General features: G+C 66.6%; 8 protein-coding genes. All 8 read right to left on the bottom strand.

Annotation, left to right across the window (positions count from 1 at the left end):
* Positions 1-120 precede the first annotated feature (120 nt).
* Positions 121-1653: a pyruvate kinase gene (gene pyk / locus F0311_RS00920; protein WP_150460092.1), complete on the bottom strand. Its 1533-nt coding sequence runs from the start codon at positions 1651-1653 to the stop codon at positions 121-123.
* Positions 1654-1809: 156 nt separating this feature from the next.
* Positions 1810-3273 (bottom strand): glutamate synthase subunit beta, encoded by a 1464-nt coding sequence (locus F0311_RS00915; RefSeq protein ID WP_150460091.1) that lies wholly within the window; start codon positions 3271-3273, stop codon positions 1810-1812.
* Positions 3266-7918 carry a glutamate synthase large subunit gene (gene gltB / locus F0311_RS00910; protein ID WP_150460090.1) on the bottom strand — a complete coding sequence of 1551 codons (4653 nt, stop codon included), beginning with the start codon at positions 7916-7918 and terminating at the stop codon, positions 3266-3268. Before gltB ends, F0311_RS00915 begins: the two co-directional genes overlap by 8 nt.
* A gap of 209 nt (positions 7919-8127) precedes the next feature.
* Positions 8128-9186 (bottom strand): prolipoprotein diacylglyceryl transferase, encoded by a 1059-nt coding sequence (gene lgt, locus F0311_RS00905; protein WP_191089667.1) that lies wholly within the window; start codon positions 9184-9186, stop codon positions 8128-8130.
* A 13-nt stretch (positions 9187-9199) separates the two neighbouring features.
* Entirely contained in the window at positions 9200-9985 is a 786-nt protein-coding gene (gene trpA / locus F0311_RS00900; RefSeq protein ID WP_150460088.1) for a tryptophan synthase subunit alpha, read from the bottom strand.
* A complete protein-coding gene (gene trpB / locus F0311_RS00895) occupies positions 9982-11172 on the bottom strand; it encodes a tryptophan synthase subunit beta (RefSeq protein ID WP_150460150.1) in 1191 nt (396 codons plus the stop codon). Before trpB ends, trpA begins: the two co-directional genes overlap by 4 nt.
* Positions 11173-11228: 56 nt before the next feature.
* Entirely contained in the window at positions 11229-12119 is an 891-nt protein-coding gene (gene trpC, locus F0311_RS00890) for an indole-3-glycerol phosphate synthase TrpC (RefSeq protein WP_150460087.1), read from the bottom strand.
* Positions 12120-12512, bottom strand: coding sequence for an HGxxPAAW family protein (locus tag F0311_RS00885; protein WP_150460086.1), 393 nt, complete (start codon positions 12510-12512; stop codon positions 12120-12122). It lies immediately after the preceding gene.
* Positions 12513-12889 lie beyond the last annotated feature (377 nt).

The raw sequence follows: 12889 nt of genomic DNA, 5'->3' as shown, positions 1-12889 counted from the left end.
GGCCAAGTCTACCCGGTGAGCAGCCGCAGCGACGACTTCAGACGTGAAGGCCCGGGCAAGCCGGCCGAGCGACCACCGGGGGTGTGAACCCGCGGCCGGGACCAGCACAGTCTCTCGGTTCTACAGCGCGGAGTGGGCGCTGACCGCACTTGAGGCGCTGGCCGAGGGCCAGGGACCCACCGGTTCCTTGATGGGCAGGTCCTCGCCGCGGGCCAGAGCCTCGACAGAGACCCCGCCGTCAGGCAGGTCGCCGATCCGGTGAACCTTGACCATATTGGTGGTGCCGGCCTGTCCGGGGGGTGAACCGGCGGCGATGACCACCAGGTCGCCGTCGGAGGCGATGCCCTCTTCCAGCAGCAGCTTGTCCACCTGGGCTGTCATCTTGTCGGTGTGTGAGGCGAACTCCACCCAGCGCGGCTGCACCCCCCAGCTCAGGCAGAGGATGTGATGGGTGTGCTCCACGTGGGTGAAGGCGAAGATGGGCTGCTTGGGGCGCAGCCGGGAGAGCCGGCGCGCGGAGTCTCCGGAGCGGGTGAAGGTGGCCAGGTACTCCACCTCCAGCTGCTCGGCGACCTCATTGGCGGCCCGGGTGATCGCCCCGCCGCGGGTCTTGGGCTTAGTGCCCAGTTGGGGGATCCGCTCCAGGCCCTTGACCTCGGTGGCCTGGATGATCGAGGCCATGGTCTTGACTGTTTCGGTGGGGTATTTGCCCACCGAGGTCTCCCCCGAGAGCATCACGGCATCAGCACCGTCGAGCACGGCGTTAGCACAGTCGGAGGCCTCAGCCCGGGTAGGCCGGGGGTTGTCAATCATGGACTCCAGCACCTGGGTGGCCACGATCACCGGCTTAGCCCAGCGGCGGGCCAGCTCCACAGCGCGCTTCTGCACCAGCGGGACCTCCTCGAGGGGAAGCTCCACGCCCAGGTCGCCTCGGGCGACCATCACAGCGTCGAAGGCGTCGATGACATCCTGCAGGGCGTCCACCGCCTGCGGTTTCTCGATCTTGGCGATCACTGGGACCCGGCGGCCCTCTTCGTCCATGATCCGGTGCACCACTTCGATGTCTGCGGCATCGCGGACAAAGGAGAGGGCGATCATGTCGAAGCCGGTGCGCAGCGCCCAGCGCAGATCCTCTTGGTCCTTCTCGCTCAGCGCCGGTACCGAAACGGCCACCCCAGGCAGGTTGATGCCCTTGTTATTGGACACCGCACCTGGCACCTCGACCTCTGTGAGCACGTCGGTGTCGGTGACTTCCAGGGCTTTGAGGCTGACTTTGCCGTCGTCGATGAGCAGAGTGTCGCCCACCTCGACGTCCGCGGTGAGGGTCTTCAGGGTGGTGGAGCAGATCTCCTGGGTGCCTTCCACCTCCCGGGTGGTGATGGTGAACCGATCGCCGACGGCCAGGTAGTACGGGCCTGCGGTGAACCGGCCCAGCCGGATTTTGGGGCCCTGCAGGTCTGCGAAGATGGCCACTGCGCGGCGCATGTCCTTGGCCACCTCACGCACGGTGCTGTAGGTGGCCTCGTGAACGGAGTAGTCGCCGTGACTCATGTTGACCCGGACAACGTCCACCCCAGCCTCGATGAGCTCGCGGGTCTTCTCATAGCCTGCGGTGGCGGGGCCGAATGTGGCGACGATCTTGGCGTGTCTCATGCCTACCTTCACTGGTTGTGGGGTGGAAAATTCATGGCACGACTTTGGGCCGGCGGCGCTGGTTCCGGCGGCGGGCATATCTCCCGCTCACCTCTGGCTCGGCCTACGCCGAGCTTCACACCTCAAATCGGCGCATCCGCTTCGCGTTGCGCCTCATCAGCTCAAGCTTATCGCACGATCGCTGGGTGCCACCGGGGCGGGCAGCCGGGTGGATCCTTCGAGGTATTCATCCACTTTGGCGGCCACAGCCCGGCCCTCGGCGATTGCCCAGACCACCAGGGAGGCGCCGCGGCCGGCATCGCCTACGCTGAAGACTCCTTCTGCAGTGGTCTGGTAGTCCTCGGCACGGTCCATGTTCCCGCGGGAGGTGAACGCCACGTCCAGCTGCTCGGTGAGGGTCTCCTGCTCGGCCCCGGTGAAGCCCAGGGCCAGCAGCACCAGGTCTGCGGGGATCTCCCGCTCAGAGCCGGGCTTGGGGGTACGGGTGCCGTCCTGGTTGTACTGGGTCTCAGCCACCTTCAGGGCACGCACCTGGCCGTTCTCATCGCCTAAGAACTCCACTGTGGAGGCCAGCCATTTGACCTCGCCGCCCTCCTGGTGGGCGCTGGATACCTCGAAGACCCGTGGGTCCATGGGCCAGGGCTCATACTCGGGGCGCTGAGCGGGCAGCTCTTTGCCGATGGCCAGGGTGGTCACCGACTTGGCCTGGTGACGGTGCGCAGTCCCGATGCAGTCGGCGCCGGTGTCCCCGCCGCCGAGGATCACCACATGCTTGTCCTTGGCGTGGATCTGTTCGGGCACGGAATCCCCGGCCACAGCCTTATTGGACTGCACCAGGTACTCCATGGCGAAGTGGATGCCGCCCAGGCCGCGTCCGGGCACGGGCAGGTCACGGGGAACCAGGGCGCCGGTGGCGACGATGACCGCGTCGTAGGATTCACGCAGAGTGTCCCAGCCGATGTCTGAACCGATCTCGGTGGAGGGGTAGAACCGAGTGCCCTCGGCCTCCATCTGGGTGATCCGGTTGTCCACCAGCCCCTTCTCCATCTTGAAGTCCGGGATGCCGTAGCGCAGCAGCCCGCCCAGCCGGTCCTCACGCTCGTAGACGGCCACCGTGTGCCCGGCACGAGTCAGCTGCTGGGCCGCGGCCAGGCCGGCCGGTCCGGAGCCGACCACCGCCACAGTCTTGCCGGTGAGCCGGTGCGGCGGGATCGGCTCGACATAGCCGGCTTCCAGAGCCTCATCGGCGATCTCCACCTCGGACTGCTTGATGGTCACCGCAGGCTGGTTGATGCCCAGCACGCAGGAGGTTTCGCAGGGGGCGGGGCAGACCCGTCCGGTGAACTCCGGGAAGTTATTGGTCATATGCAGCCGTTGGGAGGCCTCTTCCCACTGGTCGCGCCAGATGAGGTCGTTCCACTCAGGGATGAGGTTGCCCAGCGGGCAACCTGTGTGGCAGAACGGGATGCCGCAGTCCATGCAGCGGGATGCCTGGGTCTGGGTCACGCTGCGCTGCTGGCGCTCGTAGACCTCTTTGAAGTCCATGATGCGCACCGGAACCGGTCGGGACGGCCGGTCCTGGCGTTCGCGGTGTTTGAGGAATCCGCGCGGGTCAGCCACTGGTCACCTCCAGAATCTTCTGCCATGCGGCGTCGCCGTCGGGGTCCAGCCCCTCGTCGAGGGCGGCGCTGCGCGCGGCCAGCACACGGTCATAGTCGCGGGGCAGGATCTTGGTGACCCGGCCCAGGGTGTCCTCCGGGTTCTCCAAGAGCCCGGCGGCCAGCGCAGAGCCGGTCTCATCCTGGTGGCGGCGCAGCAGGTCAAGCACAATCTGCTTGTCCTCCTCGTCCAGGTCCAGCAGCAGCAGCTCCCCGGCCTTGGCGGCCTGGGTGTTGAGTTTGGCCGCCTGGAAGTCCAGGGCGTAGGCGGTGCCGCCGGACATGCCGGCCCCGAAGTTCCGGCCCACCGGGCCCAGGATGAGGGTCTGGCCGCCGGTCATGTATTCGCAGCCGTGGTCGCCCACACCCTCGACCACGGCGGTGGCCCCAGAGTTGCGGACCAGGAACCGTTCGCCCACCTGTCCGGAGAGGAACATCTCTCCGCCGGTGGCGCCGTAGCCGATCACATTGCCGGCGATCACGTTTGCTGCGGCGTCAAAGGGGGCCTGAGGCTCGGGGGCGATGATGATCCGCCCGCCGGAGAGGCCCTTGCCCACGTAGTCGTTGGCGTCCCCGGCCAGCCGGATGGTGATGCCCTGGGGCATGAAGGCGCCCAGGGACTGGCCGGCCTGTCCGGTGAGGTTCAGCTGGATGGTGTTCTGCTCCAGGGTGGACAGTCCCAGCGCCTTGGTGACCTCGTGACCGAGCATGGTGCCCACCGCCCGGTCGGTGTTGACTATGCGGGCCTCAACGGTGAGCCGCTCGCCGTTGTGGATGGCGTCCTGGGCCTTTTCGATCAGAGTGATGTCAAAGTGCTTCTCCAGTTCGTGGTCCTGCTCGGTGGTGCGGCGCAGCTGGCGGGCGGTGTTCTCATCGTTGGGGTCCCAGCCGGTGAGCACCCGGGTCAGGTCCAGCCCTTCGGTCTTCCAATGCCGCTTGGCATCGTCGAGGTCCAGGGCGTCAATGTGCCCGATGGCCTCGTCCAGGGACCGGAAGCCCAGCTCGGCCAGGTACTCGCGGACCTCCTGGGCGATGAACTCGAAGAAGTTGACCACATGGTCGGCCTTGCCGGTGTAGCGCTCGCGCAGCACCGGGTTCTGGGTGGCCACACCCACCGGGCAGGTGTCCAGGTGGCAGACCCGCATCATAATGCAGCCGGAGACCACCAGTGCGGAGGTGGCGAAGCCGTACTCCTCCGCGCCCAGCAGGGCGGCGATGACCACATCGCGGCCGGTCTTCAGCTGGCCGTCCACCTGTACGGTGACCCGCTCACGCAGCCCGTTGAGCATCAGGGTCTGCTGGGTCTCCGCCAGCCCGAGCTCCCAGGGGGTGCCGGCATGCTTCAGCGAGTTCAGCGGGGAGGCGCCGGTGCCGCCGTCGTGCCCGGAGATGAGCACGACGTCGGCGGCAGCTTTGGCCACCCCGGCTGCCACAGTGCCCACCCCGTGCAGGGAGACCAGCTTCACGTGGACCCGAGCACCAGTATTGGCGCGCTTGAGGTCGTAGATGAGCTGCTTGAGATCCTCGATGGAGTAGATGTCGTGGTGCGGGGGCGGGGAGACCAGGGAGACTCCGGGGGTGGAGTAGCGGGTCTCAGCCACCCAGGGGTAGACCTTCTTGCCCATCAGCTGACCGCCCTCGCCGGGTTTGGCGCCCTGGGCCATCTTGATCTGCAGGTCAGTGGCGTGGGTGAGGAACTGGCTGGTCACGCCGAACCGGCCGGAGGCGACCTGTTTGATCGCCGAGCGCCGCTCAGGGTCCACCAGCCGGGCTGGGTGCTCCCCGCCCTCACCGGTGTTGGAGCGTGCGCCTAGTCGGTTCATGGCGATGGCCAGGGTCTCGTGGACCTCCTGGGAGATGGAGCCGTAGCTCATCGCCCCGGTGTTGAACCGTTTGACGATCTCGCTGACCGGCTCCACTTCGCTGATCGGCACCGGTGTGCGGGTGCCCTTGAGTTTGAAGAGTCCGCGCAGGGTCATCAGCGCTGATGACTGATCGTCCACCGCCTTGGTGTAGGACTTGAAGATGTCGTAGCGGCGGGTCCGGGAGGCGTGCTGGAGCTTGAACACGGTCTCCGGGTTGAACAGGTGCGGGGGACCTTCGCGGCGCCACTGGTACTCGCCGCCGACCTCCAGCTCGTTGCCGCGGCCCAAATCGTTGCCGTCTGCCGGGTAGGCCTTGGCGTGCCGGGTCATCGCCTCTTTGGCGATCACATCGATCCCGACGCCGCCCATCAGGGAGTGGGTGCCGGAGAAGTACTGGTCCACCACGTTCTGGGCCAGGCCTACGGCCTCGAAGGTCTGGGCACCGCAGTAGGAGCCTACGGTGGAGATGCCCATCTTGGACATGATCTTCAGCAGGCCCTTGCCCAGGGCCTTGATGAGGTTGGCCACCGCCTGTTCCTCGGTGACATTGGTAATCTCTCCGCGGTGGACCATCTCCTCGGCGGATTCGATGGCCAGGTAGGGGTTCACTGCGGAGGCGCCGTAGCCGATCAGGCAGGCCACATGGTGGACCTCACGGACGTCGCCGGCCTCCACCAGCAGGGAGGCCCGGGTGCGGTTGGCCGACTTCAGCAGGTGGTGGTGGATGGCGGAGACCAGCAGCAGGGAGGGGATCGGTGCCCACTGGGCGTTGGAGTCCCGGTCGGAGATCACAATGTAGCCGACCCCGCGGTTGACTGCGGCGGAGACCTGTTCGCACAGGGTGCGCAGGCGCTGACGGAACTCATCCTCGGTGGAACCCACCCGGAACAGGCCCCGGACCCGCAGGGCGGCTTTGACGCCTGTGCGGCCGCTGCCCCCGGAATCCTGCGGATTCTGCGGGTCGGCTGCGTCCTCTCTTGCGTTGCGGTGGTTGGCGATGCGGGCCAGCTGGTCGTTGGTCAGCACCGGGAAGTCCAGCTGGATCTGCTTGGAGCGCACCTGGCCGGTAGCCAGCAGATTGCCCTCGGGGCCCACATGGCGGCCCAGGGAGGTGACCAGCTCCTCGCGGATGGCGTCCAGCGGCGGGTTGGTGACCTGGGCGAAGGTCTGCACAAAGTAGTCGAAGAGCAGCCGGGGCCGGTCGGCCAGCACGGCGATGGGGGTGTCGGTGCCCATCGCGCCCAGCGGCTCAGCCCCGGTGGCGGCCATCGGGCCGATGAGGATCTTCAGCTCCTCGTGGGTGTAGCCGAAGGTCTGCTGGCGCAGCCGCACTGATCCTGCTGGGTGCTTCACGTGCAGGCGTTCGGGCAGCTCGTTCAGGGTGATGCGGTTCTCCTCCACCCATTCGCGCCAGGGTTGTTTGGAGGCGAAGTCGGCCTTGATCTCCTCATCCTCGATGATCCGGCCCTCTTTGGTGTCGGCCAGGAACATCATGCCGGGGGCTACCCGGCCCTTGCGGACTACCTTGGCCGGTTCGATCTCGGCGACTCCCACCTCGGAGGAGAGCACTACCAGGCCGTCCTCGGTGACCCACCAGCGGGCTGGGCGCAGGCCGTTGCGGTCCAGGACTGCACCGAGCTGGTTGCCGTCGGTGAAGGCGATCGCGGCCGGCCCGTCCCAGGCCTCCATCATGGTGGAGTGGTACTCGTAGAAGGCTCGAAGGTCCGGGTCCATGGACTCGTGGTTCTCCCAGGCCTCGGGGATCATCATCCGCATGGCCTGGGACAGCGGCCGGCCGGAGAGCATCAGCAGTTCAGCGGCCTCGTCGAAGCTGGTGGAGTCGCTGGCCCCGGGGGTGCAGATCGGGAAGAGGTACTCGGGGTCATCACCGAGCACCGGGCCGGACATGGTGGCCTGCCGGGCGCGCATCCAGTTCCGGTTGCCCTCCACGGTGTTGATCTCCCCATTGTGGGCCATATAGCGCAGCGGCTGGGCCAGCGGCCAGGAGGGGAAGGTGTTGGTGGAGAACCGGGAGTGCACAATGCCCAGGGTGGACTTGTACCGCTCATCGGAGAGGTCGGGGTAGAAGGGCTCCAGCTGGGCGGTGGTGAGCATGCCCTTATAGGTGATGGTCTTCGAGGACAGGGAGGCGAAGTAGACGCCTAGCCGCACCTGGGCGCGTTTGCGCAGCCTCCAGGCCCGCTGGTCCAGGGTGCCCTCGGCGGACTCCTGGTACTCGATGGAGTCCTCATCGGCCAGGGTGAGGAAGACCTGCTTGAAGAAGGGCTTGGCGTCGCGGGCCAGGCTGCCGATCATGGAGTCGTCCACCGGCACATCGCGCCAGCCCAGCACTACCAGTCCTTGTTCGGCGGCCATCTGCTCGAAGCTGACGATGAGCTCTTCGCGCTCCTGAAGCTCGGTGGGCAGGAAGGCGGTGCCGGCGGCGTATTCTCCGGCCGCAGGAAGATCGAAATCAACGACGTCGCGGAACAGGTCGTCGGGGATCTGGGTGAGGATTCCTGCCCCGTCGCCGGTGCCTACGTCTCCACCGACCGCGCCGCGGTGCTCGACGCAGCGCAGCGCGTGCAGCGCGTGGTCCACAATGTCATGGCCGGGCTCGCCGCGCAGGGTGGCGATGGCGGCCATACCGCAGTTCTCATGCTCCTTGGCCGGGTCGTAGAGCCCGGTTTTGGCGGGGAAGGCGGCGAAACGCTCGTAGGGGGAGATCACCTTCTCAGGCATCACAGGCGTCGGTTCCTTCCTCGAGAGGGGGCACAGCGTCTACACAGCGTTCTGGCCGCTGACCAGATGTGACGGCGTCGTTATGACATCAGCACCATGGGTGGGTACTTGTGTGGAACCCCTGGCTCATTCGTGGGTGCGAGCTGCAGGCGACCAGTTTTCTATATTGCGCCTGTGACTGACCAGGTGCAAGTCCGTGACTGAAGGTTTCAGTCTTTGGACGTGGTCTCCTCATCCGGTTCTGAGTCCTCCGGGCTGTTGGTTTCGGCTTCGGCAGCCACGGTCACCGCGTCGTCGTCGGTCTCTGTCTCTTCAGGCGGCCCTGCCCGGTGGGGCGAGTCTGGGGTATAGATCTCAGCCTCCTCGGCGATGGCCTCCTCGGTGACTGGGCGCTTCTGGAAGAGCCAGACCAGGGCGACTACGGCCACTACGAAGATGATGAAGGCGATGATCTGGTTGAGCCGCCAGTCCAGTCCCAGGTCGGCCAGCGGGTACTGGGTGGACTTATTGAACTCGTCGATCCGCATGGATTCGATCCAGAACCGGCCCAGGGCGTAGTAGGCCACATAGGTCCAGGCCACCAGTCCCTGGCGGAACTGGAAGCGGCGGAAGAGGTAGAGCAGAGCAGCAAAGCCGATCAGGTTCCACACCGATTCGTAGAGGAAGGTGGGGTGGAAGGTGGGGTCCTCCATGGTGGTGGCCGGCAGCGGCTGGTGCTGCTGGTCGGTGTCGATGCGCAGGCCCCAGGGCAGGTCGGTGGGCCGGCCGAAGAGCTCCTGGTTGAACCAGTTGCCCCAGCGGCCCACAGCCTGGGCCAGGATCACCCCAGGCACCACCGCGTCGGCGAAGGCGCCGAATTTGATGCCCTGTTTGCGGCAGAAGTACCACACGGCCAGGGAGCCGGCCATCACCGCACCGATGATGGAGAGTCCGCCCTGCCAGAGCTGCGGGATACGGGTGAGGTCCCCGCCCTCGCCGAAGTAGCCGTCCGGGGAGCTGATCACGTGGTAGAGGCGTGCGCCGACGATGCCGATGAGCACCGCCCAGAGCATCGCGGAGAAGACATCGTCGCTGTTGCCGCCGCGAGACTTCCACAGTTTGGTGGCCACCACTACGGCCAGCACGATTCCGGCGATGATGGCCAGGGTGTAGAAGGCGATGAAGAAGGGGCCGGGCAGGTCGATGCCGCGGGCCGGGGGCGGGGGGAAGCCGGCGAGTGCACCGGCAGCAGTGGTCGCAGCGGGACTGGTCAGAGCAGAAGTCAACACAGCAGGCACCGTATCAGGAGTTTCCGGAGAGTTCCGAAGCAAGCTGTCCCACAGCCTCTGGACCGCCCTCACGCAGGGCGGCGACCAGGGCGGTGCCCACGATCACTCCGTCGGCATAGCTGCCGATCTCCTCCACATGGGCGCGGGTGGAAACGCCTAAGCCTACGCAGACCCGTTGGGCTCCGGCGGCCTTGGCGGCGGTGACCACTTCTTGGGCTGCGCTGGAGACTGCTGCCCGCTGGCCGGTGACCCCCATCAGGGAGACCCCGTAGACGAACCCGCGGGAGGCGGAGGCGATGGCGGCCAGCCGCTCGGCACTGGAGGTGGGGGCGGCCAGGAAGATCCGGTCCAGGCCGTACTTTTCAGCGGCGGTGATCCAGGGCTGGGCCTCATCGGGGATCAGGTCAGGGGTGATCGCGCCTGCTCCCCCGGCCTCGGCCAGGCGGCGGGCGAACTCCTCAGCGCCCATCCGGTCGATGAGGTTGTAGTAGATCATCACCACCACGGCCGCCTGGGTGCGGGAGCTGACTTCGCGGACCACCTCGAAGAGCTGGTCCATCCGGAAGCCGCCCGCCAGGGCCTCAGTGGTGGCCTGCTGGATGACTGCCCCGTCCATCACCGGGTCGGAGTAGGGGGCGCCGATCTCGATGATGTCGGCGTGCTCGGCCAGGGCCACGGCCGCCTCGATGCTGGTCTGCTGATCCGGGTAGCAGGCCGGCAGATAGCCCACGAAGGCGGCACGTCCCTGGGCCCTGGCGGCGTCGATGGCTGCTGCTGTTTTGGATGCTTCGGCGCTCATGCCTGGACGCCTTCCTGCGGAGCCTCGGTGTTCCCCTCTGCCGGGAGCAGGTCGAACCATTTGGCGGCGGTGGCCACGTCTTTGTCGCCGCGGCCGGAGAGGCTGACGATGATGAGCCGTTCGGCGCCGTCCTCACCCCAGGCGGCGGAAAGCCGGGCGGCTCCGGCCAGGGCGTGGGCGGATTCGATGGCGGGGATGATGCCCTCGGTGCGACAGAGGGATTCGAAGGCGGCCATGCATTCGGCATCGGTGACCGGCTCGTAGGTGACCCGTCCGGCATCGGCCAGGTAGGCGTGCTCGGGACCTACCGATGGGTAGTCCAGTCCGGCGGAGATGGAGTGTGAGTCTACGGTCTGGCCGTCCTCGTCCTGCATCAGGTAGCTGCGCGCCCCGTGCAGCACCCCGGAGCGTCCCAGGGTGATGGCTGCGGCGTGCCGTGAGGTCTCCAGGCCCTCCCCGCCGGCCTCATAGCCGTAGAGGGCAACACTGGGGTCGTCCAGGAACCCGTGGAAGATGCCTAACGCGTTGGAGCCGCCGCCCACACAGGCGGTGACCGCATCGGGCAGCCGGCCGGTGGCCTCCAGGATTTGGGCGCGGGCCTCCTCGCCGATGACCTGGTGGAACCAGCGGACCATCTCCGGAAATGGGTGCGGGCCGGCCACGGTGCCGAGTACATAGTGGGTGGTCTCCACTGAGGCCACCCAGTCGCGCAGCGCCTCGTTGATGGCGTCCTTGAGGGTCTGTGCCCCGTGTTCCACAGGCACCACCTGGGCACCCAGCAGCTGCATCCGGGCGACGTTGAGTGCCTGACGACGGGTGTCCTCAGCGCCCATGTAGACCATGCAGTCCATGCCGAACAGGGCGGCTGCGGTGGCGGTGGCTACCCCGTGCTGGCCAGCTCCGGTCTCAGCGATCAGCCTGGTCTTGCCCAGCCGGCGGGCGATCAGCGCCTGGCCCAGCACATTGTTTATCTTGTGACTGCCGGTGTGGTTGAGGTCCTCCCGCTTCAGGAACATCCGGGCCTTACCGGACTCGGCGGCGAAGCGCGGCACCTCGGTGAGCAGGGAGGGCCGGCCGGTGTACTCACGGGACAGCCGCTCGAACTCCTCGGTGAACTCCGGATCGGCCTTAGCTTTGCCGAAGGCATCGGCGAGCTCGTCCAGGGCGGCGACCAGGGATTCTGGCATCCAGCGCCCGCCGTAGTCCCCGAAGTAGGGTCCGGATGCTTCACGAAAGCCTGTGCTCACACTGTCTCCTCTGCCAACGACGACCGATTGAGCCGAGCGGAGACCGGAGCTTGTTCCGAATCTCCTGAGGCGATTGAAGGGCGTGAGTCAAGCGAGGTCGCCCGGAACTCCTTGACTGCCAGCTCCGGATCACCGTGCCGGACCAGGGCTTCGCCCACCAGCACGGCATCGGCACCCTGTGCGGCGTAGTCCCGGACTGTCTGGGGGCCTTCGACTCCGGACTCGGCGATCCGCACCACATGCTCAGGCAGGTGGCGGGCCATGGCCGCGTAGTGCTGGACGTCTACATCCAGGGTCTTGAGGTTGCGGACGTTGACGCCTACCAGCTTGGCGCCGACTGCCGCTGCGCGTTCGATCTCCTCGATGGTGTGGGCCTCCACCAGGGCATTCATGCCCAGCTGGTGGGTCAGGGCCAGATAGTCGCGCAGCTGGGCATCGTCCAGGGCGGCCACGATGAGCAGCACCAGATCAGCACCGTAGGCCCGGGCCTCGTAGAACTGGTAGTCATCGACCATGAAGTCTTTGCGCAGCACCGGGATGTCCACTGCTGCGCGGACTGCCTCCAGATCGGCCAGTGAGCCGCTGAATCGGCGGGCCTCCGTGAGTACGGAGATCACGCTGGCTCCGCCGGCCTGGTAGGCGCGGGCCAGCTCGGCGGGGTCGGTGATCTCCGCCAGGTCACCCTTGGAGGGGGATTTGCGTTTGACCTCGGAGATGATTCGCACCCCGGCGGGATCGCTGCGGCCGCCGGCTAGGACGGCATGGGCGTCCAAGGGGGCTGGCGTGGTGGCGATCCGCTGCTCAAGCTCATGCAGCGCAACGGCGGCTTTGCGCCCGGCGAGGTCTTCGCGGACCCCTTCGATGATGGAGTCGAGGACGGTGCTCATTCAGCTCTGACTAGGTTCGCGCTTCTGCGCGCCGCCGGAGGTGTTGTCCGGGGTGGCCGGACCGGAGTGGGCGCGCGGGTCAGCACCCTGCTTCAGCACGGCGTCGGAGTCCATTTCCACCCCGTAGCCGGCCTTCTTCAGCACGATGCCCATGATGAGGGCCAGCGGCACGCAGGCTGCACCGATCCAGATGGCGATCCACCAGGCGTCAGACCAGTAGAGCCCGATGAAGCCGACCCCGGCGACCACGCTGCCGGTGATCAGGATGATCGACAGCGTCCAGGCAGCCGGGGTGGAGCCGTGGCCGATGTGGTCGTAGTGGATGAATTCATCGGCTGATGCGGGCTGCTGCTCCACATCGCGGACTGCAGTCTGGCTCTGGGCTGTGGCCATGCGCGAGGCTCCTTCTACACAGTGTCGAAGTTCTTCTGCTCTATTCTGCCAGATCCGGGTGTTCAGTCTGTACCCTCACGCCTGACTCTTATTCGCCAATCCTGCCCAGCAGGGTCAGAATCTTTGCGGCTAACACCAGCTGACCGCGTCATGGCCTTGGGCCAGCATCATTTCGGTCTCCATCGACTACCTCGCCGAACGAGAACCCGAGATCATCACCGGCGACACCGCTTTCGCTTCCAGTCACGCCCTGGACGCAGGGGCCCTGGCGTGGCTGACGGCAAAAGGTGACCTGACCGCCCGGCGGAGACCCACCGACGGACAACGACTTTGACCTGTACGCCGAGAACCTCGTCGAGTTCAAAAGCGGAATAACC

This window comes from Nesterenkonia ebinurensis (assembly GCF_008711175.1).
GTDB lineage: Bacteria > Actinomycetota > Actinomycetes > Actinomycetales > Micrococcaceae > Nesterenkonia > Nesterenkonia ebinurensis.
The sequence above is the reverse complement of the archived record's forward strand: the minus strand, read 5'-3'. Positions and strand labels throughout refer to the sequence as shown.

Coding starts and splice junctions, on each gene's coding strand:
- trpC (WP_150460087.1), bottom strand. CDS start 12,119: ATGAGCACCGTCCTCGACTCCATCATCGAAGGGGTCCGCGAAGACCTC.
- F0311_RS00885 (WP_150460086.1), bottom strand. CDS start 12,512: ATGGCCACAGCCCAGAGCCAGACTGCAGTCCGCGATGTGGAGCAGCAG.
- trpB (WP_150460150.1), bottom strand. CDS start 11,172: ATGCCAGAATCCCTGGTCGCCGCCCTGGACGAGCTCGCCGATGCCTTC.
- trpA (WP_150460088.1), bottom strand. CDS start 9,985: ATGAGCGCCGAAGCATCCAAAACAGCAGCAGCCATCGACGCCGCCAGG.
- gltB (WP_150460090.1), bottom strand. CDS start 7,918: ATGCCTGAGAAGGTGATCTCCCCCTACGAGCGTTTCGCCGCCTTCCCC.
- pyk (WP_150460092.1), bottom strand. CDS start 1,653: ATGAGACACGCCAAGATCGTCGCCACATTCGGCCCCGCCACCGCAGGC.